The sequence below is a fragment of the Legionella moravica DSM 19234 genome (genome assembly GCF_000423305.1).
In the GTDB taxonomy this organism is placed as follows: domain Bacteria; phylum Pseudomonadota; class Gammaproteobacteria; order Legionellales; family Legionellaceae; genus Legionella; species Legionella moravica.
This window is the reverse complement of sequence record NZ_AUHS01000026.1, coordinates 25,110-51,383: the sequence shown is the minus strand read 5'-3', so window position 1 is coordinate 51,383 and position 26,274 is coordinate 25,110. Positions and strand designations below refer to the sequence as shown.

The following is a 26,274-nucleotide window of genomic DNA, read 5'->3' as shown; positions in this document are numbered from 1 at the left end:
ATCCATCTTCGTCCCTTGATCCATCTTCATGTTGGGATCCATCTTCGTCCCTTGATCCATCTTCATGTTGGGATCCATCTTCGTCCCTTGATCCAGGTTTATGTCCTGCTTCATTTTTGACGTAACAGTGTTTAATTTAGAATGTATCGGTTGTTTTTGATGAGAAGAACTTGGTAAATTCCCATTCTGGATTTGTGAGGTTATCCTCATTTGTTTCATTGCCTGGGAGGATCTGACATTATTCATCATCGTTGATGCTTTTGTATTCATGACACCTTGATTCATGCCTGACTTCATCATGTTTTCCATCATGTCTCTCGTGACTGGAAGCGGCTCAGGAAAGGGCATGACTTGCTGATAATTGACGACTTGATTAGGGGAAGTCACTAAGGATCCATAAGCTTTGCCCAGGGTATCAATCGACTCGGCATAAATAATGTAAGGCTTGTCTTTTTGAATGCTCACCAAGATATCATAGGTTTCACCCGGTGCGATCCAAAAATCCTCAATGGGGTAAGGTGTCACATCATTTCCCTGGATGTGCACCATGTCCACTTTGGCATCAGGAATTTTGACACGATAGATGGTGCTTGCTCCCGCGCCAATGAAGCGTAGCCGCACGGTATCCCCTACCTTCACAGGAGCATTCCAAGGATGAGATTTAGAGTGACCATTTAATAAATACGCATCATAAGCCACGTCACTTAAATCATAGATACTCATGCGCGTTTGTTGCATCATTTTATAATCGGCGATTAATTTTTTACGCTCTTCGGGAGGGGCTTTACGATAATCATGAAGAAATTTCATGAGTGAGGGTTGGAGGGGAAATCGAGGACCGTAATAATCGCCGTCTTTTTTTAAATTCGCAAGCACTTGTTCAGCAGGAGTATTGCTCCAATCGGATAACACCACCACATAATCTTTGGTGTAGTGATAGCTAGGAGGATATGGTGGGTCAATAATAAAAGTACCATACAAACCTTCTTGTTCTTGAACCTTGGCGTGGGCGTGATACCAATAGGTTCCCCGTTGATAAAGCTTAAAGCGATAATGAAACACGCCTCCCGGAGGAATTGGTTTTTGACTCACCTCATCTACCCCATCCATTTGCCAAGGGACTAAAAGACCATGCCAATGAATGGACGTTCCCTCATCCAAATGGTTGTATACATTGATGGTGACATCATCCCCCTCTTTAAAATGCAAGGTCGGTGCCGGAATTTGCCCATTGACGGCAATGGCACGCCTGGTTTTTCCTGCAAAATTCACCGTTTTATAAGCAACCACCAAATTAACCGTATGCTTTGCTCCGCCTGTCATGGTGAGAGGCGTCACCGTTTTAACAGGTTGCTTTTTAGCAATAGGTTGTTCCGTTTTGTTTTTCGCAGGTTTAGGCTGAAGCTTTGTTGTCTTGGGAGAAGTCTGCTTTTGCGTTGAAGCACTATGTTGCTCATGCTGGGCAAACAAAGCAGAAGAACTGAACAATAAAAAGGAAAAAATAAAGAAATAGTTCCTTATTGAACAACGCAAGTCCTTTTGTAACATGTTTCCATCCCTCTATAAAAATCGTATTAATGTGGCGATACCGCTTTTTCTGCTTTTGCAGGCAAAAGAACACCGTACCCATAGCGATAGACTAATTCCCCTCCATACCAAGCCGTCGTGAGCAACAGCACTTGGACAAGGAACAACGCCATTAAGAAGGTCACAGTCGGTTTTTGGGATTTAATATAACGCCAAACCGCCCAGAAAGCCATAAGTAAAATGGCACTCGCGGTAGCGAGAGCCCAGTTGCGGTGAATCACTTTTGCGGCATGCGCCATAGCACCATGTTCCACCGTATAAAAGGCATAAAACCCAGCTGACACAGTGGTAATTGTGCTCAATGCGGCCAGCCATAAACACCAACGAGCCACTATGTCACATTCGACAACAAACAAGCTCGTGTTCCATCGGCTGTAGGAGGCCCAAAAGATGACGGTATAAAGAATCACTGAAACAGTGAATAAAGCCACGGTAAAATGAACAAAAATGGGGTGCCAATTGGGGATAATTTCTATCATGGTTGATGTGTTCCTTATTCCAGTTTGGGGAACCAGCATCCCCCTCATCCTTGATTTCCTATAAAAAACAGCCATGCTATGGGCATGCTATGGGCATGCTATGGATGGCTCTTTTATTCCTTACTTTTGTCAATTGATATAGTAATCCGTTATGCTAAATGTCGGCTATGGAAATAGCAACAACAAAGCGGGTTGTTTCTCGTCGTTGGCAAGGACAAGAAAAAATAATCTTGAATGATTTAATGCACATTCATTAATAAGGAATGTATGAACACGAAAGATTGTTTTGTTACGACGGAATACACAGAAAAAACAAGCAAAACTGTTCCCCTCCTTGATGAGAAAGAGCGTCATGAACTCAGTGACTTAGAGCATGAGAAGGACCTTGATGAGGAGTTTTATGCCATACGCTCCATGAATTAACACCCTAAATATTAATCGGGGTCCTTATAGAGCGCGTCAAACCAATTCGTCATGACATCATTACGCATTATTCGAACGAATTCCAATGAATATCTCATCATCTGCGCAAAGTCATGCTCTATTTTTTTAAAACTATTGTTCTCTGTGGCCATGCGGCGATTGGCTTGAATGGGTGGGCCTAATAGTTCGATTGCTTTCATGAGTGGATTTACTTTTTCAGAAAAAACATAGCGACTTAGGCGCATGGGATGGGTTTTCTCAAGCCACCAGGATAAGAAAGGATTGCTTAGGCTTCGCACTAAAGGTTGCGTTGTTTTTTGGTAAATCGAATCATTGGCTTCTGATGTTTGACGGACTTTTTCAAAAGGCTCTGTGGAACTACTTGTGCAAAGTTCAGTGAGCTCGCGCTCTTCAAAACGCACCTGGTATTGCTCTTTGCTGCAATCAGGATCACCAGTTGGATTAATGATCACCATTTCATAGAGTCCTGGCTTTAATTTCTCAATAGCGGCAGTATGTTCTAAAATAGCGCGATGGTGCAAACGAACAACGTTGGCTGAGACAAAGATCCCTAAATGCCCTATGGAGGGATGAAGAAGATAGACAATCCGCTGTTTTGCCTTTTTCAAAGCCTGAGTAGTAGGATAAATAGTCCTTATCCAATGCAAGGCCTGTCTAGGTGGGGTAATTTGATCGCCTTGGGAAGCAAAGACAACGATTGGATTTTGAATGCGTTTTAAATCATAAGTACATCCTTGATGAATCAACATTTCACCGCGTTCCAATTGATTACCAATAAAAAGAGTGTTCACTGTTGCTGTAATCTCTTCCTCGCTAAATTGGTAAAAACCATTCCACCATCGTTCAAACTCTAAAAATCGCTCACTCTTCACATCGATTTCATCAAATAAACCATAATACTTATCCCAAATCGCTGTGGTTGGATTGAGCAACTCAAAATTAGAGACCAACCAGGCTCCATCAAATGTGCCCTCCTTTAAATCAGATAGAAAACGAGCACTCCATACACCACCCAAGAGTCCACCCAATAATTGCATGGGATTGGCTTCTTCTTCACTGTTTGACCAATAAGAAACCGGTGAGCCATTCATGACAGTCAAGCCAACGGATCCCACACAATCAGAAGCCAATAAGGCAAGCATCCAACCCGCCTGGCAATTACCATAAAGAATAGGCGATTTGCCTGCATGCCATGCTTGAACTTTTTCAACAAAATGTCGCATGGTTGCCAAGACATCGGCTAATGTTTGGTGAGGAATGGGATCGGGATAAAAAATGACAAAATACACGGCATGGCCACTATGTAGTGCAATGCCCACTTCAGAATCCCGTTTAAACCCACCGATACCTGGTCCATGACCTGCCCTGGGATCAACGACAATCACAGGAGAGGTAGTGGGATCAAAGCATTTATTAAAGCAAATATCGCCTACTTCAAGAATTTTAACTAAGGCATAATTCGCTTTGGGCTCTAACGTTCTCCCATCCAGGACTAATTCATATTTAAAATTAAGTAATGGTGGCAACCCTTGTTGTTCATGCTCCATCATGTTATTAGCACGCTCACGCAAGGTATCAAAAAACAAAATAGAACGTTGCCAACAATCCAGTTGATACGAAAAAAAATCATGCCCAATTTGATAAGGTAAGTCGATATCTTGCTTATCCATGCTTCACCACTACATTAAATGATTTAGTACTTTCTATTGTGGACCACCGAGGATATTTTTACAAAAATCTTCGATATATTTAATGCCTGTTATTCACAGGATAAATTGGAGATAACAACTTCTCAATGAAGTGGTTAAAATGAAACAATAATAAAAAGAGTCATGCGCAAATAAAAACCAATTCTTCTGATATAATTTAAGGTAAGCAGCCGGTCCGGTTAAAAATCATGGTAATTTCTATTGTTATGATCCTTTTTGGCATTGTCTTTCTTTCACGTGGGGCTTATTTAATCAAAGCTGTATTGCAACAAACCAGTTATTACCGCCCTCAATGGCATGCTTACCTTGCTTTTATTGCATTTTTTATTGCTAGTTATTTAGCTACCATTATTTATGGGGTATTGGTTGATCCCCATTGTCTTAATTATTTTTATGCCACCATTTTTTTAGTGGGCGGGCTCTATGTCTACTTATCCTGTCATCTCACGACAAAAACTATTCGAAAAATTGAGCTAATGGACACTTTAAAAATGAGCTACGAAAAACTGCACTATCATGCCAACCACGACTCACTCACTGGATGTAATAATCGGGAATCTCTTTTTGAAATTCTCAAAAACCGTTTTCAACAAATCAAACTTGATGGCGGACAACTTATTGTTATGTTTATTGATATGGATGGTTTTAAGGCAGTGAACGACCATTATGGTCATGACGTAGGAGATACCACCCTGCAATATTTTGGGCAGCTGTTACGACAGCGATTACGAAAAGACGATATTGTAGCGCGTTATGGCGGCGATGAGTTTGTCATTGTGATGGAACAAATATCCAGCGAGGACGCTCAAAAAATTGCTGAAGACATTGTTCGTACAACACAACAGTCCATCAATGAAGAAACTTTACCCCCACTTAAACTGGGCTGCTCCATTGGCATCACTCAAATGAACAATCAATCCACTTCATTTAATGCCGTTATCAAAGAAGCTGACCGCGCCTGCTATGCTGCCAAACAAAGAAAAATCAATGGCTCAGTATGTATGTACAGTCAGGTTTTATCAAGTGAAAAGGAACACAATGAGTAATCACTGGTTCGATAGCTCGACTTTTTTATCAATACATTTTCTTATTTGTGAGTAATAAGCCCTCCAAAGAGAGCTCAGTCACATAAAATGACACTATTTACAGCGATAAGCCTTGCCTACTAAACCATGTTGATCAACCAGGTGATTTTTTGGATTACCTGTAAATGTTGACTGATGCTGGGTAATCATGAGGGTATTTGCTTCTAAAAGAGCCGCTTTATTTTTTAAAATGTTGAGTTCATCTTGATACAAATGCTCATGGGATTGATACGACTGTGAGACTCCATTCACATCGTAAGCAGAAATCGTGTCTAAATACTGACAACTCCGACTCATCTGACCTGCTTTGACTACCTTGATTTGAGCACCTTCTGAAGTGAGTTCTACATTTTTACTGCAACTTGAAAGCCCGACTAAGAGCGTAATTAATAGATAATGACTCGTCTTTTTGCTCATTTAATGCTCCTTATTATTCTTTGTTCTCTTTTAATTTAAAATGACTCAATGCCCTCATCCGCTGATCATAAATCAGGAATGCATCTCATGCGTCATAGTTAAAGGCGGCATAGCAACTCCTTTATAATGAACCAGGGTCATCATCCCACCCTCTTGATGATACAGCATATGACAATGCATCATCCAATTACCTGGATTATTGGTATCAAATTGCACCTTCACCGTCGAATTAGGCAAAACCAATACGGTATCATGTAAGGCTCCGTCTTTAATGGCTTTACCATCAATTTCAGTCACTTCAAACACGTGGCCGTGTAAATGCATGGGATGCGCCATTGACGTTTGATTGTGAAACACCATTTCCACCCGTTTATTGGAAGTAACCTGTAGGGGTTTTATGTGTGGCCAAACCTGTTTATTAATGGTCCACACATAACTCATCATATCACCCTCTAGATTAACCAATAACGTGTGTCCGGGGCTTTGTGTCTTTAAGGGATTTACTGCCTTGAGCTTGAGTTCTTGACTGTAATTAAGTGCACCTGCTGTTGAATCGGCCTGCTCTTTAATCGAAGGAACAGTTGCTTTTGGTGTAGCGAGAATAAGGCCAGTTTGCATGGACGTGCCCTCACCTTGTGCAAGGATAGGGTATGCCTGTTCACCCGCAGGGATTTTAACCAGTACATCAAGGCGTTGCCCTACTGACAATTGAAATTGATTGGATTTCAAAGGGTTGATCGACTGGCCATCAATGGCAATGGCCTCACCCTGTAATTGTCCGATGTTGATAAAGAAATTGGTCATTGCAGAGCCTGCTATAAAGCGCAAGCGTACGGTATCGCCAGGACGAACAGAGACGATTTCAGGATTTTTAAGGGTGCGATAATTAGTAAGAAAGGCATCATAGGCCACATCATTTAAATCAGGAGTTGCATGCTTGCCATCCACGGAAGCCATTCCTCCGCCATGGTGCATGTGAGCCATTTGGCCGTGTTTTAATTCAGCAAAAATCAGTTCCGGTTTTTTAAAACTAAAATCACCAAGCAATAAAATCACCTCCTTAGTGCTTTTGACTTCATCAGGATCGGATATAATGAGTGGAGCCGACAAGAACTGTTGGACTTGCAAGTCATGATGCGAATGCATCCAATAAGTGCCCGATTGTTTTAGGGGGAAATAGTAGTGGTATTCGCCTCCTGGAGGAATAGGAGCCTGAGTGATATAAGGCACACCATCTTGATCATTAGGGACAACCAAGCCATGCCAGTGAACTGCTGTAGGTTTATCCGTCTGATTTTTTACAATAGCGTCAAACATCTGTCCCTTGACCCCATGAAACCCCCAGGTTCCATCGGGCTGTTCTATTTTAAACAGTTCGCTTGATTTGCCATTGATTGTAGTCGTGTATTTTTTGATAAGGAGAACGGTGGGTTTCGCCGGTTGCGACACAGGCGCATTCGCGCCTGCAATTAGGTTATTTAAAACTAAAACGGTAAACAATAAACCGCGAACAACAGAATACATCATAACAGCTTCCTGGATTAATTAGAGGTTGGGGTATACAACGCGCGTAGCTGCGCTAATATTTTTTGTAATTTTTGCCAATTGGTTTGTGTACCCTCTTTATCCTTACTATCTCCTGTTTTGTCAAGACGAGTGGCCAATTGGTCAACATAGCTTAAATTATTTTGCAGTGTTTTTTTCTGCTCATCCGATAAATCAGTGCTTAAAGGCGGTAACGCGTTGACTAAATCACGAATGGCAAACGCATGTTCGTGGATGGAGGTCAACTGATTGTCGGTTATCGCCTTCTCAATAGACACAGCATGCTTATCTACAGCCTGCCAAATGGCTGGAATAGTTTTGGGAATAGATTGCGTTGGCTCTTTAGTCGGGTTAGCCAATACCTGGGAACATCCCAAAACCATCAAGACACTGGTGATAAGCCCCAGCCAGAACTGTTTTTTTTTCAAAGTACTGTGCATCATGTTTTTTCTCCTTGAGTTGTTTCATTGAATTGCATCCGCTTTTCACGCCACACTTCAATGGCGTTATATACGGTAGGTACCACAAACATATTTAAGACCGTCGATGTCAATAATCCACCTAAAAGCACTTGCGCCAAAGGACGCTCCAACTCCTTACCCGCCGGTGAGCCCCATAATAGAGGGAATAACCCCAGTGCGGCCGTTGCGGCAGTCATTAATACGGGTACTAATCTGTCCATAGTACCATCAATGACCACTTGTTCTCGAGTTTTGCCCTGCAATCGTAATTGATTGTAGTGGCTCACCAAAATGATTCCGTTTCTCGCAGCAATACCAAACAAGGTAATAAAGCCAATCATAGCCGCCACACTCATCTCTCCACTGGCTATAAACAGTGAAATGACCCCGCCAATGAGTGCTAAAGGTAAATTAAACATCACCAATAAAGCCTCTCTAAAGGTGCCAAAGGCTTTATGCAGCAAAATCAACATGATAAAAATCACCAAACCACCAAAGAACAAAATAACTCTGGAGGCTTGTTGCTGGCTTTCAAACTGGCCACCGTATTGAATAAAATAACCGGTGGGGAGTTTGATTTTTTGTTGCACTTCTTGTTGCACCTCAGTAATCACGCTGCCTAAATCACGACCCTGCACATTAAAGGAAATCACTAGCAAACGCTGCACATTCTCTCGATTAATCGCAAAAGGCTGCGGTTCCAATGCCATCTCAGCCACGGCTCGCAGGGGTATTTGCGTTGTGTTGTGTTCACCCACACCATGAGCATCAATTAACATGTTTTGAATGGCTTTGACGTTAGCACGTCCTGGCTTATCCATACGAAGATACAAATCAAACGTTCGTTGCCCTTCTAAAACGCTGGATACACTAATTCCATTCAATAGCACCTGCACGTCTTCAGAAATCTGCCCAACATTAACCCCATAGCGTGCTGCTTTTTCGCGATCAAGTTCAATGACCAGCTGCGGTACTTTAATCTGTTGTTCCTTATTCACATCCACCACTCCTGGTACTGTTTTTAACAGTTCCTCCATCGACTGCCCTAGCTCATTGAGTGTGGCCAAATTATCACCAAAAATCTTAACGGCCACCTGAGCTCGCACACCAGAAAGTACTTCATCCATGCGATGGGCAATGAATTGCCCCACATTAAATACTGCTCCTGGAATATTCGCTAAATCGGCACGAATGCGACGCAGCAATTCATCAGGCGGCATGGATTGGTCTTTATCAAAATTAAGACGCACATCGAACTCACTGATGTTAGGTGGTAAAGCATCTTCATCCAGCTCACTGCGCCCTGCCCTCTGCGCAATAGAAATCACTTGCGGGTAGCGAAGTAACGCTTTTTGTACCTGTTGGCCTAAACGCATGGATTCATCCAGCGAGGTTCCCGGCAATGTACTCATCACGACAATAAAGTTGCCCTCATGAAACTCCGGTAAAAAAGAAGTCCCAAAAAAAGGAAGTAAGGCCAGGGCAAAGACAAAAGCAGATAGGGCCATAATAAGCACCGTTTTACAGTGTGCTACAGACCATTGGAGTGCGGTTAAAAAATAATGTTTAAGCCACAAGACAAAACGAGTTTCGGGCTCGGTCTCATGGTTACTTTCCTTCTCTACTGCATAATGCCGTTCCTTTTGCGATAAAACGTGTAAGCTCACTTCAGCATCGTGCTGTTTTTCTTGGTGACGAACCAGTAACAAGTAACACAAAGCAGGGACCATGGTGATGGAGACCACCAGAGAACCTAATACTGAGGCAATATAAGCAATAGCTAAAGGGCTAAAAATGCGCTCCGCAATGCCTGACAAAAAGAAGATGGGTAAAAATACGAGACTGATGATGATCGTGGCATAAACTACTGAGCTTCGAATTTCAAGTACTGCATCAAAAACCACTTCAATAGTGGGCAAAGGATGGGCTTCCTGACGATTAATCCGTAAGCGATGCACGACGTTTTCAACCGTAATGATGCCATCATCGACCACCTCTCCAATGGCAATCGCCATACCGCCTAAGGTCATGGAATTAATACCAATACCAAAATAATGAAGGACTAAAATACCGATAACAAACGAAACCGGCATGGATAAAAAAGTAATAAAAGAAGCCCGCCAATTCATCAAAAAGACAAAAAGAATCGCAATGACAATCACCGCTCCTTCAAGCAAGGCCCGTGTTAAATTGTGAATCGCAGATTCAATAAAATTGGCCTGGCGAAATACATCGTTAATTAAGGTCACATCAGCAGGCAGTGCCCTTTTAATATCAGCAAGTGCCTTTTCTACTTTAGCCGTGGTCGTGACCGTATCAGCTCCATACGCTTTAGAGACGGTACCAATCACTGCATTTTGTGCATTATAGCTCCCATCACCACGTTTAATTTCACCGCCAAAAGCAACGTGCGCAATATTATTAATGGTAATGGGCACGCCATTACGAACAACAATTAATGTTTTTTTAATATCCTCAAGCGTTTTGATGCGCCCAAGGGTGCTCACCACAAACTCAGTTCCTGCCTGATGAACAAAAGCACCTGGTACATTTTGATTGGCGGAAGTTAGCGCTTGCCGCACTTCTTCGACCGTGATTCGGTACGCCAACATGCGCTCGGGAATAAGGCGTACTTGGTATTGCTTGACCTCACCACCAAGGGATACCACAGAGGCCACGCCACCTAGAGCCAGAATCCGTGGACGAATGGTCCAGTCCGAGATGGTACGCAAGGTTTCAGGGCTTGCAGTATCGCTCACTAACGCGTATTTAACCAGCCATCCCACAGCAGACGTGACCGGTAACATGATGGGTGAATCAACACCAGGTGGCAACCGGTTGGTTACTTGCTGAATGCGTTCATTGACTAATTGACGATTACGGTAAATGTCGGTTTGGTCATCAAACACGACCGTGATGGTGGAAAGACCCACAGACGTTTTAGAACGCACACTAACCACCCCTGGCGTGCCGTTAATCGCACTTTCCAAAGGATAGGTAATTAAGGTTTCCACATCTTGGGTTGCCATGCCGGGCGCTTGAGTTTGCACGACCACTTGAGGCGGGGCAAATTCAGGAAACACATCCACGGGCATTTGTTTTAAAGTATACCCACCCAGCAAGCAAAGAATAAGGGTTAAGGCTAAAATCAAGAGGCGATTATGCAAAGACCAGGCAATTAAGTGCGTAAACATTTAATGATGCTCCTCGTTGCCTTTTTGTGGCTTACTGCCACCACTCAGCCACAACGTATAAAGCTCTCGATGTCCTTGAGTCACAACGAGATCACCTGGGACTAGACCGTCTGTAATTTCTGAGTACTCATCGTCTACCGCTCCTATTTTAACAACGACGCGATCATAAGCATCCCCATTTTGCACAAAAACAAATTGCTGATTATCCGCCTGCAACAAGGCTGCATTGGGTACCGTTAGCGCTGCTTCATTATGACTTAAAATGACATTGGCACGCACAAACATGCCCGGTTTAAGAAGACCGTCTTCATTATCCAGAGTAATTCGCACATTTACAGTGCGAGTTAACGGGTCAAGATTAGGTTCTATTAAAGTGACTTGGCCTGGAAAAGTTCGCTTAGGGTAGCTTAAAGCATGAATAGTAACCTCTTGCCCCACGTTCACCTTACCTAAATCTTCTTCATAAACCTGAGCAATAACTAACAGTTTATCGCGATTGCTGATGTGAAAAAGGACTGTGTTTGGCTCAACGGCTTGACCCAAGTTGATGTTCCTGGCATCAATGATGCCCGCAATAGGTGCTGTGACCGCAACACTTGGTGGAGGATTGCCCACTAATCTTGATTGCACCGTAGCGAGGCGTTGTCCTGCCTTGACCCTGTCCCCTAAATTCACATCAATGGCTGTCACACTCCCACTAATCCGGATACTGACATCGGCTTGTGCATTAGGGAGCAATTGAATTTGACCATTCAAACCCAGAATTTGTGCCATAGGACGATTGGTTGCTTCCACCACCTTGATGCCAAGCATTTTAGTTTGTGCCGGTGTTAAATGAACTGGGCCTTTGGCTCCTCCCTCACTCACTTCAATTTCTTCCCCATGAGCAAAACTCACTTGAATAGGAATGACTAGACTAAGAAAAAAACTAATTAATGCTACCCTTCTAATTTGCTGTCGCACTCTCATTTGCCATCCCCATTCCGTTGATACCCTAGATAAGGGCAAAGTCCTTGCGTTTTACCAGGACCAATCGCCGTACATAAAGCCACATACACTTGCAAATACTTTTCTAAAGTATTGAGATAAGTCATTTGCAAATCATTTTGTTGTTTTTGCACTTGTAACACATTCAAAAGCGAAATTTGTCCGTTTTCATAAGACTCACGCGCTAGTTTTACATTATCAACCCCTAACTTCAGTGAAACCTGTTGCGTTGCCTTAAGGCTCATTCGCAAAGCGTTTAATTGGTCATAGTTACTGGCCACTTCCGTAGCAATACTTAAATTCAAGGCACGCAATGCCATTATTGCCTGTGTTCCAGTGTGACTTGCCTCTAAGATTCGCCCCTGATTACGATTTAAAAGAGGCAGAGGAACGGAAAGTGTAATACCCAAGGTGCGATCGGCTGGTTGACGCGGCCCCTCTTCCACCACAATTTTATCTTGTTGAACCCCAAGCCCTAATGTCCAATCAGCGAAGCGCTCCGCTCTTGCCAAACGGCGATCGGCATTGGCGCGATGAATCGACAACACGATGGCTTGGCGATCGGGACGATTTTTAAGTGCTAGCGCTTTTAAGCATGCTAATTCAGGAAGCTTGTTCCCTGTGATGATATCCGACTTAAGAGATAAGGGAGAATTGGCGGCCCGCCCCATCAATTGATTAAGCGTCGCGTATTGGCTGATGCGAAGACTATGCAACAGGTGCTTTTCTTGCACAATACGCAGATACTCAATACGCGCTGAATTGTCATCGAGTTTTGAAATTTCCGCCGCATGATAACGATTATGGATGACATCGACCAGTTCGTGGTTAATTTGTAATAAATAATTCAATTGGTGCAAGCGACGCTCAGTAATCACTGCCGCATAAAACGCGTTCGCTACTTTGCTACTGAGTTGACGTTCTGCTTCCCTGATTTCTGCAATGGCTTTCAACACATCTAAGCGAGCAACTGTCTTTTGTTTTGCAATACGTCCAGAAATAGGGAATGCTTGGCTAAAACCAGCACTTCGTGAATATTCTCCTTCATCATTAAATAAGCGATCGTCATTGTTTGAAAGATTGAGACTTGGATTAGGCCAAAGCCCTGCTTGTACTAAACGAGCGGTTGCAATAGCAACCGTGTAACGAGCTGCTCTTAAGTCTTTGTTCTGCTCTATGGCACGTTGTGTCAGTTCATTAAGACTTAAAGCGGCTTGGGAACATACAACGACTGGCCATAACCCCAAAAGGAAGATTAAGGTCAGTGAATGAGTTCTATTAAGCCTTGATGGCTGCCCAAAAAAAATTCTTTTTATGAGTACGTAACAGGCCATTGTTAATGGATAAACCCAAGAGTTCTTCATACGTGTAACCACCGTAGGCGAAGCGCGTTCCCAATGACGGATACCGAACTCAATGACATGGCAGCAGCAGCGATAATTGGGCTTAAAAGCATCCCGGTCATCGGATACAAGACCCCTGCTGCAATGGGCACACCCAGTGCATTATAAATAAACGCAAAAAACAGATTTTGGCGGATATTGCGCATGGTCGCCTCCGATAAACGCCGAGCCTTTAAAATGCCATTTAAATCACCACGCAATAAGGTAATCCCAGCACTTTCAATGGCCACATCCGTACCTGTTCCCATGGCAATACCAATGTCAGCTTTGGCAAGTGCTGGCGCATCATTGACCCCGTCTCCTGCCATAGCAACAATACGACCTTCAGCCTTCAATTCACCCACAATACGACTTTTATCTTCAGGCATGACTTCAGCCATCACTTGTTTTATGCCCAATTTAGCGGCAACCGCTTCACCTGTTTTTTTACTGTCCCCAGTTAGCATAAAAATTTCAATTCCATCCTCCTGAAGTTCGCGAATGGCATCGGGTGTTGTGGCTTTAATCGGATCTTCGACAGCCAAAATTGCAGCCGCTTTACCGTCCACTGCCATGAACATCACAGTAGCCCCTTCGGCCCGTAGTTTATCGGCTTTTGCCACTAACAGATTACTGTGAACACCAAGCTCTTGCATCAACTTGGCATTACCGATGCCAATGGAACGCCCCTCGATTATTCCGATCACCCCTTTGCCCGTCGGCGCATTAAACTCTGAAACATGAGATAAGGTCAGCTTTTTCTCTTTTGCTACCGCCACAATGGCATTGGCCAGCGGATGCTCACTGTTGTTTTCTAGTGCCGCAGCCCAAGCCAACACATCATCTTCTTCAAACTCATCGGCTGTGATAATTTGTGTCAGCTTTGGATGTCCTTCAGTTAATGTACCCGTTTTATCAACCACTAAAGTATTCACTTTCTCCATGTGCTCCAGCGCTTCTGCATTTTTTATCAGTACTCCATTTCTCGCACCAAGTCCAACTCCGACCATAATCGACATCGGTGTGGCAAGGCCCAAGGCACAAGGACAAGCAATAATGAGCACCGAAACTGCCGCAATGAGACCGTAGCTGAATGCGGGTTGCGGACCATAGAGTACCCATATACTAAAGGACGCCACAGCGATCAAAATAACAATAGGCACAAACCAGGAAGACACGGTATCTGCCAAACGCTGGATTGGGGCACGACTTCGTTGTGCCTCACTCACCATCTGTACAATGCGTGCCAGCATCGTGTCACTGCCAATATGCAAGGCTTTCATGACAAAACTACCGGTCTGATTTATAGTCGCACCAATGACTTTGCTACCCACTTCCTTGGCTACAGGCATAGGTTCACCAGTAACCATCGATTCATCTACATGACTATGACCTTCGTGTACTTCGCCATCAACAGGTATTTTCTCACCAGGCCGTACGCGCAGCAAATCCCCCTCATGGACTGCCTCAAGTGATATTTCTTCCTCACTACCGTCTTCTTTCAAGCGACGCGCACTCTCAGGGGCTAATTTCAGTAAGGCACGAATCGCGCTTCCCGTCTGTTCACGCGCTTTGAGTTCCAGCACTTGGCCTAACAAAACCAAAGTGGTAATCACCGCTGCTGCTTCAAAATAAATGGCTACCACGCCCTCTTTCCGAAAAGCCGCCGGGAATAATTGTGGGAATAAGGCAGCCACTAAGCTGTAAGCCCAAGCCACACCGATACCCATGGCAATCAAGGTAAACATGTTCAGACGTGTGTTTAGTGAAAGGACAGCACGGACAAAGAAAGGCCAACCACCCCACAGCACAACAGGTGTTGCCAATATCATCTGTATCCAGACGGACTGAGTTGCAGAAATGAGGTGCGTTTTACCATGCCCGCTCATTTCAAGAACCAGAACTGGCAAGGTCAGAATGAGAGAAACCCAAAAGCGACGGCGCATATCCCGATATTCAGGACTTACTTCCTCCATGATTGTCGCAGTAACTGGCTCTAGGGTCATGCCACAAATCGGGCAATTACCTGGATGAGATTGGCGAATTTCTGGGTGCATGGGGCATGTGTACATCATCGCTTCACCTTCTTTGGAAGCAGCAGGCTTTCCTTGATGCGTGTCTTGCTTGGAATGACAACACGTATGCTTCTTTGCGCCTTCAGTGGGTTTTGCATTATCCTGTTCGTGTGGCATAGTTCACCTATTCGTATTTTTTAAGTAGTTCCATAATCTCATGGATGCGTTCCACCCTGAGTGATTCATCCTGACAGCAAGAAGCATCGGCAATGCACCCAATAATATGGGTTTCAAGCACACTAAGCTCTATGGATTTTATGGCGTTGCGAACAGCACGCAACTGAGACAGAATATCAACACAATACTGTTCTTGTTCAATCATGCGCTTAATACCTTGAAGCTGGCCAACAGCACGATTGATGCGAGAAAGCTCTTTTGTATGTGACGAGTGGTCTGACATAGCTTAATATCCTTTAATAATTTCCACCATAACATTCAAGGGAGTATCCAAGCATTAATCGCATGAACGATTGAGCGAATGGATGCACTATTAAGAATTCTAAATAGTCCCATTATGTATCGCCTCACCCATGCTCTGTCAAGCCATACCCTTATGGGTATAATGAATAACCCCTTGTTTCGATAATAGTTTATCCAGCATGAACTCATAACTTGCACTATACTGAATAGAAAAACAGAGATACATCATGATGAAATTAACGTTCTTAGGCGCAACTGAAACTGTAACAGGCTCTAAGTACCTGGTTGAAGCAGACCAGAAAAAAATCTTAGTGGATTGTGGATTATTCCAAGGATATAAAGAGCTTCGCCTTCGCAATTGGGCGCCACTGCCGATTAACCCCACATCCATTGATGCAGTTCTCCTTACCCATGCACACATTGATCACACCGGCTATTTACCCTTATTAGTAAAAAATGGCTTCAGTGGCCCTATTTACTGCACACCAGGCACCAAGGATTTATGTGCTATTCTTTTACCAGACAGTGGCCATCTGCAAGAGGAGGAGGCCAAAAATGCCAACAAGTACGGCTATACCAAACACCATCCTGCCCAACCCCTTTATACAATCGACGATGCACAATTAGCGTTAAAACAAGTTCACCCCAAAGATTATGATGCCGTTTTTGAGCCTTTTAATGACATGAAGGTTCAATTTATCCGTGCGGGTCATATTATTGGCTCATCTTTTGTTCGCATGAAGGACCATAATACGTCCCTTTTATTTACTGGCGACATGGGAAGACCCCATGATTTTGTTATGCAAGCACCAAGCCTCATTGAAGAGATTGATTATTTGGTGATTGAGTCAACCTATGGAAATCGCCTCCACGACAAGACCCCTCCTACAGAGCTCTTAAAAAACATCATTAATAAAACCGTGCAACGAGGTGGCTCCATCATTATTCCAGCCTTTGCCGTAGCACGTGCACAAAGCGTACTCCATTACATCGCTTTATTAAAACAACAAAAATCCATCCCGGATATTCCTGTTTTTCTCGATAGCCCTATGGCCATCAATGCAACCCATATTCTGTGTCATCATAAAGAAGACCACCGCTTGTCGGAACAGGAATGCAAAACCCTGTGTGACACTGCAACCTACATCAGGACTCCTGAGGAATCCAAACAACTCGATAGCAATCATTTTCCTAAAATCATCATTTCTGCCAGCGGCATGGCAACAGGAGGCCGTATTTTATTTCATTTAAAAGCCTATGCCCCTCACCATGAACACACCATCCTTTTTGCCGGCTATCAAGCAGGTGGAACGCGTGGTGCCCGTATGATTCAAGGAGAGACAGAAATTAAAATACACGGGCAGATGGTTCCTGTTAAAGCACAAGTTGAATCTTTAAGTAACCTCTCTGCCCATGCAGATTATGAAGAGCTGCTGAACTGGTTAAGCCATTTTCGTAAACCGCCTAAAAAAGTATTTATTACCCATGGCGAACCAAAAGCTGCAGCTTCATTAAAGGCAAAAATAGAACAGCAATTTGGCTGGACCTGCATGGTCCCTCACTACCAACAAACCGAGACGCTCACGTGACCACTCATACTGCCTTGACGCTCACCTATATTGGGATTAACTCGTCAAAAATGGCGATTATTTACATGCGTGAAGACTGTCACATCTGTCGATCGGAAGGGTTTGTGGCCGAGGCTCGCGTAGAAGTCACTCTCAATAACCGAACCATTATCGCCACCATCAATACAACTGAAGCGACATCCAATTTGCTCAAACCAGGCGAGGCAAGCCTCTCACGCTATGCTTGGGATTTGCTCTCGGCAAAGGTAGGTGATGAGATTTCTATCGCACACCCAAAGCCACTTGACTCATTAGGTTCTATTCGCTCAAAATTGTATGGGAATGAATTAAAAACAAAAGAAATTAACCACATTGTGGCTGATGTCGTGACAGGACAACTCTCTGACGTTCAGATTGCCATGTTTCTTGCAGGAAGTGCGGGGAATCGATTTAGCACCAATGAAATCCTTGATTTGACGAAGGCCATGGTGCACACAGGGAAACGGTTGCACTGGCCCTCTCCCTTTATTGTGGATAAGCACTGTGTTGGTGGCTTACCCGGCAATCGCACTACCTTGATTGTGGTTCCTATTGTTGCAGCCTTTGGTCTCATAATGCCCAAAACTTCATCCAGAGCCATTACCTCACCCGCAGGAACAGCCGACACCATGGAAGTATTTGCACCAGTCAATCTAGACATCAAAACCATGCAAAAAGTAGTGGAGCAAGAACATGGATGCATCACTTGGGGTGGTGCAGTTGCCTTAAGTCCTGCGGATGATTTACTCATTCGCATTGAACGTTCCATCGATTTAGACAGCGAAGGACAAATGGTGGCATCCATTCTCTCTAAAAAAATTGCCGCAGGTTCAACCCACATTGTCATTGACATTCCCATTGGTCCTACAGCGAAAGTAAGGACGATGGAACAAGCAACGGCTTTAAAAAATACCTTAGAGCGTATTGCCAAAGAATTTTCCATCCAACTCAATAGTGTTTTTACGGATGGAGCGCAACCCGTTGGTCGTGGTATCGGACCTGCTCTTGAGGCAAGAGATATATTTTCTGTGCTTTCTTGTCACCCCTCAGCACCTCAAGATTTGCGGGATCGTGCCTTAACCCTGGCAGGACACCTACTCGAATTTTCTCCTAATGTAGCACCAGGTTCTGGTAAACAACTGGCACAATCTCTGTTGAATAGCGGGAAAGCATTAACCAAATTTGAGGCAATCTGCCAAGCACAAGGTGGATTTTTTGATATTCCTTCTGCACCGTACACCAAAACCCTTGAATCTACACGAGCGGGCAAGGTCACAAGTATTGATAATCGCTTAATCGCCCGCCTGGCAAAACTAGCAGGGGCACCCAAATCAAAAGCAGCGGGGGTTGAACTCTTAGCGCCTTTAAACACGGATGTAGAAAAGGGCCAACCCTTACTCATTGTTCATGCAGAAACTAAAGGTGAGCTTGATTATGCCTTGGCGTTTCATCGACAAGGGCATCCTGTTATCCTTATTGAGGAATCCACATGAAGCCAAGTCCGATACTCTTTTCTCTGTTTGGCAGCGACTATTTTGCCAAGGAAATGCATCAGCAATTGGGTTATGACATGGGCAGTATCACACTGCATCAGTTTCCCGACGATGAAACCGTTGTCAACATCAAATCGTTAGTGAACGACAAAGACGTCATCATGATTGCTGATTTAACCCATCCTAATGGCAAAATATTGCCTCTTCTCTTTGCTGCTGAAACGGCCAGAGAATTAGGAGCAAAAAAAATAGGTCTCATCGCACCCTATCTTGTTTACATGCGCCAGGATAAACGGTTTCAACCTGGAGACAGTATTACTTCTCACTATTTTGCCAAACTGATTTCAACCTATTTTGATGGGTTGATGACCATTGACCCACATCTCCATCGTTGGCACGCTTTAAATGACATTTATTCCATTCCGGCAATTGCACTGCATGCAACTAAGCCCATTGCCACTTGGATTAAAGTTAATGTACCTGACGCATTGCTTATTGGGCCCGATGCTGAAAGCTCCCAATGGGTTTCAGACATTGCTCAAAGGATTAATGCACCCTTTTTAATTCTGGAAAAACAAAGAAAAGGCGATAATCTCGTTGAAATAACCATTCCGCAAATTGACTTATATCAAAACCATACACCCATCTTAGTCGATGATATTATTTCAACAGCAGCTACTATGATTAAAACAGCTACCCATTTAAAATCACTCCATATGAAACCTGCTATTTGTATTGGAGTACATGCCCTCTTTGCAGGAAGCGCCTATGAGGACTTACAACAAGCAGGAGTCAAGCAAATCATCACCTGCAATACCATTACGCATGACTCGAACGTAATTGATGTAACGGATTTGATGGTTCAAGCAATGGATGATTTATTTAAGACTTAAGGAGATAAGATGGAGCACGCCATTGAATCCATAAAACAGTTTATGCGAGCAGCCAATTACCTCTCTGCCGCGCAAATTTATTTAATGAACAATTGCTTACTGGAACAACCACTTACCTTTGCTGACATCAAACCACGCTTATTGGGTCATTGGGGCACTTGTCCTGGAATAAATTTTATTTATGCCCATCTCAACTACCTGATTAAAAAACATCAATCGCCCATGCTTTTTATACTGGGTCCAGGACATGGTTATGCCGCCTTGCAAGCCAACCTATTTATTGAGGGAACCCTCAATAAATATTATCCTAAAGCGTCCCATACCGAACAAGGAATAAGCTATCTCATTAAAAACTTCAGCTGGCCGTATGGCTTTCCAAGTCACAGCAATCCTGGAACGCCAGGTGTAATTTTAGAAGGTGGTGAATTAGGTTATTCTCTTTCTACGGCCTTCGGAGCGGTACTGGATAATCCCGACCTGATTGTAGCTTGTGTTATTGGCGATGGCGAAGCTGAAACAGGACCGACAGCCACAGCCTGGCATCTGAATAAATTCATAGATCCGGCGACTAATGGCGCAGTTCTTCCTATCCTTCACTTAAACGGATACAAAATCTCTGGCCCAACTCTTTTTGGCCGAATGAGCAATAAAGAATTAAAATCACTCTTTTATGGATACGGCTATCAGCCTTTTATTGTTGAAGGTCGAGCCATTCATCAAAAAATGATGGATGCGCTTGAGCAGTGTTATCAAACCATTCGAGCCATCCAAGAATCAGCTCGCAAGGGCAACACAAAAACACTGCCACGACTTCCAATGATGATTTTAAAAACCTTAAAAGGCTGGACGGGCATTAAAACCTTACATGGCCAAAAAATTGAGGGCAATTGCCTTTCTCATCAGGTAGTCGTCACACAAGCCAAAACAGATCGCCTAGAGCTACGCCTTCTAGAGAAATGGCTTCTTTCTTATCATTTTGAAACCCTCTTTAATAAAGAAGATGGATTTAACGAACACATTCGCGCTCTCGTTCCTGATAGTAAATTATGCATGGGTAATAGCAGACATGCCTTTGGAGGCAAACCGCAAGTCAAAGCGCTTAAGCTTCCTACCATCGAACACATTGCAGAAGACTCAACCACTCCAGGAACAATAGGTTCAAGCAGTATGCGATGTACGGGCATTTATTTAAATGAGCTGTGTCAGCTCAATTCAACCCTTCGTAATTTTCGTCTCTTCTCGCCCGATGAAACCTACTCTAATAAACTCGATAAAATTTTTGAAACAACCCAGCGCGCCAATGTTCAATTGAAAAAAGCATGGGATAAAGATATAAGCTCAGATGGACGAGTCATTGAAATGTTAAGTGAGCATGCTCTTCAGGGACTCATGCAAGGGTATGTGTTAACCGGTCGTCATGCGATTTTTGCCTCTTACGAAGCTTTTATTCAAATCGTCTCCAGCATGACGGATCAATACATGAAGTTTTTACAAATTGCCCGCAACATTCCCTGGCGAGGAGACATTCCCTCTTTGAATTATATTTTAACTTCATCCGGATGGCGTCAAGAACATAACGGCTTTTCACATCAAAATCCTGGTTTTATATCAAATCTTCTACAAAAACATGGGTGTTTTACGCGTGCATTTTTTCCACCGGATGCCACTACTATGCTGGTGGTTTTAGAACGTTGCCTTACTTCCTGTAATGCAGTTAACGTAATTGTTGCAGGTAAAACCCTGGAACCCCGCTGGCTAACGCCAGAATTAGCAAGAAAAGAACTTGAGCAGGGTCTGATGATTTGGGATTTCGCAAGCGACCTTAACCCAGATATTGTCCTTGCAGCAGCAGGGGATTATTTAACCAAAGAAGCCCTTGCAGCCATTACTTTGGTTAAAGAGGATATGCCATCTATTAAGATTCGTTTTGTAAATATTCTTGAGCTTTCAGCTTTGGGCTTTGGAAATTCTGATTGCTCTTTTTCGAAAGACAATTTTAATGACTATTTCACAGAAAATAAGCCCGTCATTTTTAATTTTCACGGTTACCCGTCTGTCCTGCAACAGTTATTATTTACGATGGGCGACACCAGTAGATTTTACATTCACGGTTACGTTGAAAATGGCTCTACAACGACTCCTTTTGATATGCATATTAGAAATAAAACCAGTCGATGGCATCTAGTCAAAGAAGTATTCACCCTCATGGCAGAGCACGAAGTAATTGAACAACACGATAGTGTACTACTTAATCAAAAATACGATAATAAGCTACTCGAGCACCATACCTATATTCAAAAATATGGTGTTGACCCTGATGAAATCGAACAATGGCAATTTAAAATAAAGAAATAAAATCAATTAATTATCTATGATCCGTTCATTACATTTATTCAAAATTAATTTAATATCATTAAATGCTAGATTATTGTTCAATGGCATTGGAATCCGAATTTTATATAGCTCCCCTCCATTGACTAAAACAAAAGCTTGCCCTTTAGGCAAAGATATAACGTCACTCACATCAATCATGGCCACAGAAGATGTTTGGACACGATCTTCATTGGTCGTATTAAAATAAACACCGTCTTCCCCATGCGGAGTATCATTTACCATAGAAACTTGCGTGTGATCAATTACACCTACTTGAGGTAGCATTTTAACTAACAAATTGGCTGTTTCTTCATTTTTAACCCTAAGCATAATCAGAGTATTAAAATTTCCCTCTGTAACTTCCGCTCTGGCTTTTGAGCCAAGTGCTACTTCCATGTCCTGTATAGTTTGAGCATAAGCCGTAACCTGAAAACCTGCACCACCAGCTTTATTGAGGATTTTTACAAATGAATCCTGAATAATTTCGGATAGCTCATCACAGTGCAGATTCAAACGGTAATGGGTGTTGCTTTCCTTGTATATTTTTCCTGCAGTTGATACCAAGTCTGATAAAAAGGCCTTTCCTACTGCTTGAGCAATGTTGGGGTTGGTCAAGCTATCAAGGCCAATGTAAATGACCTTCTTTTCCTTGATTGCTGCCATTAATTCAATTTCATTCTGGCTTTGTTTAAATGAGAAAATATTGGTTGCGTTACTTTTATTGATTTCAGATAGAACCGGACCGACACTGGCGGTTATTTTGTCATAGTAGTGCTTGTCCATAATGGCTGCATCATAAAGATCAATCAGAATCTGATCATGCAGGCTTTCAACATTGCCGGCTGTGATAGTCTTGCTGATATGCTCTTTTATGTACTCAATGACTGCTTTGGTTCTATCCATTGGAGCAGCACTTTTATTTTTGCGACTCTGACGTTCTTCATGATGTGTCAATATTGCATCAATCTGTTCGTGATAATCCTGATAATGAGCAGGCATAATGGTATCTGCATAAGCCATTAAAAGTTGATCAAGGCGACTGATATAAAAAGCTATAGATTTATAGGTAATGGGTTGTTTCATTTCTTCCAGACAGATTGCAACTATATTGACGTACTTCCATGCGAAAGCTGCGAATTGTTTGCCTTCACCTTCTGCAGCAATAGCATCGGTAATACGGGTGGCAACTTCGCTTACCTGATCATAGTTTTTTAATGGGTTGTAGTGAGCTGACAGATCGGGGAAACCAAGATGTACTATACGAAAGTGATTCAATCGGCCCGATGCTTCACAGGCTGAATACATATCGCGAACCAAATCCAGATCGCCTTTGGGGTCAACAACAATGACTGCATCACCATTTCTGATGTCTTGATTGATGAGAATACTGGCTAATCGTGTCTTACCTACACGAGTAGTACCTACTACAAAAGTATGGCCAACTCTTACGTCTTGTGGAATGTAAACTGGATCGTCTTTTTCACCTAAACCATGCAGGTAAGGACTGCCTCCCACTGGTGGATCAGGTCTAAATGGATTCAATTTAGAAGGGCTGCCGAATAGTTTTGCCAAATACGAAGCTGCGTGATTTTGACAAAATTTCCTTATGGTTTGGTAACATTTTCCACGCTGCATAAAGGTTTCATTCTTTATTTGCTTGATTTGATGTAATCGCTGGGTATGGTGTGGCAGCCAACGAAAACCTTTACCAAGAAACAACCACTGTTGAGAAACAGGTACTTGAGTCGTAGATAAAGCATAGTAAGGCATAGCGATTAAACGCCGGCGATAGCGTTTAATCTTAAATGCTTGATATCCCCGGACCAGACTCAAAGTCATTAAACTTAGACCTGCGTAATAGCCCATCCCTTTCGTCAACAAAAATAAATGAGGCTGAGTTATGGCAAGCAGTGCCAGCGCTGTACAGGTTATGCTGGTATAAATTTCGGTTGGTTCACGAAGCAGGTTCTCAACGGGATAATGACTCATGATTATCTCCACCAAACCAGGACTTCAAAAAAGACTAAAGCTGCAAGTAAATACCATTTTGCTTTTAAGGCAGAATTGATTTGTTCTTGTGTTATGTCATGAGAGCTGCGATTCACAAGCACATGAATAATTCGAGGCCATAACCAATAGAGAGCCAGATAAAAGAGACTGTGCACAAGAAGAAAGGCAATCTGATGTAACTGAAAGAACTGATTGGTTTGGGTTAGCTGTGAACTAAACTGCACAAATTGGGGAGCTAACAACAAAAGCAGGACTACTGGCAGAATATACTTTGTTATAGCTATAATGGTTGTACGAACGTATTTATTTAACATGGACAATTCCTCATGATTGGGAAAATCAAAAATCGTAAATCCATGGCCTTTATGGCATTGAGAGTCCTTGGGAAAGTATCTGTTGTTACTTTACAAGTGATTGCCTCCCTTGCTTCGGATGAGGGAACCCAGCCCCGTTATACCGCTGGAAAAGCCCAGCAACTTCACGAGGATGGGGTTATTACCGGCAATGAATTTGCTCAGCATATTCACGGCGATTAAAATTGACTGGTTCATATTTTTCCTGCACTGGCGATTTTAGCACCTTGCCTTATTGTGTCAGATGCAGAATTGGCAACCTTGTCACTCTGTTGACCGGCTTCATTGACTAAAGACCCTAACGCAACGCCAGCTTCACCACCAAAATGACTTGATAGCTTCAGCAACAACATCGGTGCAATAAAATAAAACAATACTGCCATATTTCTCATTGCTGAAACTGCATCATTTTGACCCAGCGGATCAAGTACGCTGCGTTCGACAAAACCAACCAGATGCCAGAGGTATTGCAGAAAAATCGCCATGATGAACAATCCGCAGATACTGCCAAGTGCCTTGGGGTTGTAGCCACTTAAAGCTAAAACAACAGGTGTCATGATAATGAGGAAGAAATACAAAAAGGCTTGCATGACGGGTAGTGTTTGCATGATGGCTTCACGCTTTAAAGGTGTTGAACTCCATGATTTTGTCCATTGACCGATGTTGACCAGTCCATGAGAAATAGCACCACCAAAAGCCCCATTAGTATTATCCATCATGTTTTTAACACTGTTAGCCTGCATGTCACGGCTATCATTTAAAAGCATCTTGGCAATATAATCTTCTGAACTTAATTGTGACCCCCACGCTTTAGGGTGGGTATTTTTGAAAGTACGCACTCTGTCCAATACTGCGTAGTAGTTAAGATGATTATCAAAGACACTGGCATTATTAGCGACCTGAACCAAATCGGTTTTTAATTTAGCCCACCATTGATTACAGCTTGGATAACCTTGTTCTGGAAGATGTTTGGCATCAATATCGCCACGTTCGGCTGCCTTTTCCAGATTCTTGTTAGGCGCTTCATTGAAACTGAATCCGGGTACGGGTTGACGAGCATGGATTTTATTGTAATACAGGGTTTGAAACACTTTTGAGCCGACCCATTTCAAATCTTCCTCCCCACCATATTTCTTTAAAATCTCATCTACTTTGGCTTTGTCATGTTTCTCATTGTAATAACTGCTTCGTGCTTCAAGGAAACACTGACGGTGGAATTTAAGCGCCTGCTCTCGTACATCTGCAGGCAAATAAGTGGAAATCAAATCACCTTCAATGGATTGCAGGCTATCAGTACAGCCAGTCACTTTCATCAAACCATACGTTAAACCGGACATATAGTTTTGTAAAATGGCAAAACCTATTGGCATTTTGACGTTAGGAGTTAAAACATCGGCAAAGGCTTCATCATAAGTCGTACCAGTATCTTTTAATGTGGATGATTTGGCATCTGAATCTTTCTTAATGCCACACATGGGTTTAAAGCTCATGGCTTTTTCTTCCAGCGGTACGCAAGGATAGACAAAGATGCCGCAAATTAAAAAAGTCACTGCCAGTTCATAAAGAAAGCTATTCAAAGCATGTTCTGCTGCATGATGGGTAGAGCCACTAGGTGCCAGTACGTTTTTTAAAAAGCGGTACCCCACCATTAGAAAACCAAGATATAGAAGCCCTGTTTGCCACAGGGCGTTGAATAAAACCTCATACTGCTGCCAGCCTAAATAAGTGGTGTAAAGCGATAAAGGACTAAAAACTATCAT

21 protein-coding genes are annotated in these 26,274 nt (G+C 43.0%); 7 read left to right on the top strand and 14 right to left on the bottom strand.

Features of this window, described 5'->3' with window-relative positions:
* Both G543_RS17400 and G543_RS0107610 read right to left on the bottom strand, forming a co-directional pair.
* Positions 1-1,548, bottom strand: a 1,548-nt coding sequence (locus G543_RS17400; protein ID WP_155824924.1) for a multicopper oxidase domain-containing protein, incomplete at its 3' end; no start/stop codon positions are given.
* Positions 1,549-1,574: 26 nt separating this feature from the next.
* A complete protein-coding gene (locus G543_RS0107610) occupies positions 1,575-2,105 on the bottom strand; it encodes a DUF2231 domain-containing protein (RefSeq protein WP_028383996.1) in 531 nt (176 codons plus the stop codon).
* A gap of 228 nt (positions 2,106-2,333) precedes the next feature.
* Here G543_RS0107610 and G543_RS19185 point away from each other — a divergent pair, with 228 nt between their 5' ends.
* On the top strand, positions 2,334-2,489 hold the full coding sequence (locus tag G543_RS19185) for a hypothetical protein (RefSeq protein WP_095197460.1): 156 nt from the start codon (positions 2,334-2,336) through the stop codon (positions 2,487-2,489).
* 11 nt (positions 2,490-2,500) lie between these two features.
* Here G543_RS19185 and G543_RS0107600 read toward each other — a convergent pair whose 3' ends face one another.
* A complete protein-coding gene (locus tag G543_RS0107600; protein WP_028383995.1) occupies positions 2,501-4,180 on the bottom strand; it encodes a DUF3141 domain-containing protein in 1,680 nt (559 codons plus the stop codon).
* A gap of 227 nt (positions 4,181-4,407) precedes the next feature.
* Here G543_RS0107600 and G543_RS0107595 point away from each other — a divergent pair, with 227 nt between their 5' ends.
* Positions 4,408-5,265: a GGDEF domain-containing protein gene (locus G543_RS0107595; protein WP_028383994.1), complete on the top strand. Its 858-nt coding sequence runs from the start codon at positions 4,408-4,410 to the stop codon at positions 5,263-5,265.
* A 93-nt stretch (positions 5,266-5,358) separates the two neighbouring features.
* Here the strand turns inward: G543_RS0107595 and G543_RS0107590 are convergent, their stop codons facing one another.
* The 8 genes from G543_RS0107590 to G543_RS0107555 form a co-directional block, all read right to left on the bottom strand.
* Positions 5,359-5,721, bottom strand: coding sequence for a DUF4156 domain-containing protein (locus tag G543_RS0107590; RefSeq protein WP_028383993.1), 363 nt, complete (start codon positions 5,719-5,721; stop codon positions 5,359-5,361).
* 72 nt (positions 5,722-5,793) lie between these two features.
* Positions 5,794-7,248, bottom strand: coding sequence for a multicopper oxidase family protein (locus G543_RS0107585; protein ID WP_238584709.1), 1,455 nt, complete (start codon positions 7,246-7,248; stop codon positions 5,794-5,796).
* Positions 7,249-7,262: 14 nt separating this feature from the next.
* Entirely contained in the window at positions 7,263-7,709 is a 447-nt protein-coding gene (locus G543_RS0107580; protein ID WP_028383991.1) for a hypothetical protein, read from the bottom strand.
* A complete protein-coding gene (locus G543_RS0107575) occupies positions 7,706-10,921 on the bottom strand; it encodes an efflux RND transporter permease subunit (protein ID WP_028383990.1) in 3,216 nt (1,071 codons plus the stop codon). Before G543_RS0107575 ends, G543_RS0107580 begins: the two co-directional genes overlap by 4 nt.
* Positions 10,922-11,890 (bottom strand): efflux RND transporter periplasmic adaptor subunit, encoded by a 969-nt coding sequence (locus G543_RS0107570; RefSeq protein WP_028383989.1) that lies wholly within the window; start codon positions 11,888-11,890, stop codon positions 10,922-10,924.
* Positions 11,887-13,272 (bottom strand): TolC family protein, encoded by a 1,386-nt coding sequence (locus tag G543_RS0107565; protein WP_238584708.1) that lies wholly within the window; start codon positions 13,270-13,272, stop codon positions 11,887-11,889. Before G543_RS0107565 ends, G543_RS0107570 begins: the two co-directional genes overlap by 4 nt.
* Entirely contained in the window at positions 13,269-15,482 is a 2,214-nt protein-coding gene (copA, locus tag G543_RS0107560; protein WP_028383987.1) for a copper-transporting P-type ATPase, read from the bottom strand. The genes G543_RS0107565 and copA overlap by 4 nt, the downstream gene beginning before the upstream one ends.
* Positions 15,483-15,489: 7 nt before the next feature.
* The gene (locus G543_RS0107555; RefSeq protein ID WP_028383986.1) at positions 15,490-15,765 is read right to left on the bottom strand and encodes a metal-sensitive transcriptional regulator; all 276 of its coding nucleotides are present in this window, start codon (positions 15,763-15,765) and stop codon (positions 15,490-15,492) included.
* Between the two features lie 250 nt (positions 15,766-16,015).
* On the opposite strand from G543_RS0107555, the gene G543_RS0107550 reads away from it, so the two are divergent.
* From G543_RS0107550 to G543_RS0107535, 4 genes are read left to right on the top strand one after another with little or no spacing between them, the layout of a single operon-like run.
* On the top strand, positions 16,016-17,374 hold the full coding sequence (locus tag G543_RS0107550) for an MBL fold metallo-hydrolase RNA specificity domain-containing protein (RefSeq protein WP_028383985.1): 1,359 nt from the start codon (positions 16,016-16,018) through the stop codon (positions 17,372-17,374).
* Complete coding sequence (locus tag G543_RS0107545; protein WP_035921727.1) at positions 17,371-18,885, top strand: thymidine phosphorylase family protein; 1,515 nt, start codon at positions 17,371-17,373, stop codon at positions 18,883-18,885. The genes G543_RS0107550 and G543_RS0107545 overlap by 4 nt, the downstream gene beginning before the upstream one ends.
* The gene (locus G543_RS0107540) at positions 18,882-19,778 is read left to right on the top strand and encodes a ribose-phosphate pyrophosphokinase (protein WP_028383983.1); all 897 of its coding nucleotides are present in this window, start codon (positions 18,882-18,884) and stop codon (positions 19,776-19,778) included. Before G543_RS0107545 ends, G543_RS0107540 begins: the two co-directional genes overlap by 4 nt.
* A gap of 9 nt (positions 19,779-19,787) precedes the next feature.
* Positions 19,788-22,133 (top strand): phosphoketolase family protein, encoded by a 2,346-nt coding sequence (locus G543_RS0107535; protein ID WP_028383982.1) that lies wholly within the window; start codon positions 19,788-19,790, stop codon positions 22,131-22,133.
* Between the two features lie 6 nt (positions 22,134-22,139).
* Here the strand turns inward: G543_RS0107535 and traD are convergent, their stop codons facing one another.
* Entirely contained in the window at positions 22,140-24,140 is a 2,001-nt protein-coding gene (gene traD, locus G543_RS0107530; protein ID WP_028383981.1) for a type IV conjugative transfer system coupling protein TraD, read from the bottom strand.
* A gap of 2 nt (positions 24,141-24,142) precedes the next feature.
* Positions 24,143-24,475: a hypothetical protein gene (locus tag G543_RS0107525; protein ID WP_028383980.1), complete on the bottom strand. Its 333-nt coding sequence runs from the start codon at positions 24,473-24,475 to the stop codon at positions 24,143-24,145.
* Positions 24,476-24,487: 12 nt separating this feature from the next.
* Here G543_RS0107525 and G543_RS0107520 point away from each other — a divergent pair, with 12 nt between their 5' ends.
* Complete coding sequence (locus G543_RS0107520) at positions 24,488-24,697, top strand: hypothetical protein (protein WP_028383979.1); 210 nt, start codon at positions 24,488-24,490, stop codon at positions 24,695-24,697.
* Positions 24,698-24,708: 11 nt separating this feature from the next.
* Here the strand turns inward: G543_RS0107520 and G543_RS0107515 are convergent, their stop codons facing one another.
* Complete coding sequence (locus G543_RS0107515; protein ID WP_028383978.1) at positions 24,709-26,274, bottom strand: conjugal transfer protein TraG N-terminal domain-containing protein; 1,566 nt, start codon at positions 26,272-26,274, stop codon at positions 24,709-24,711.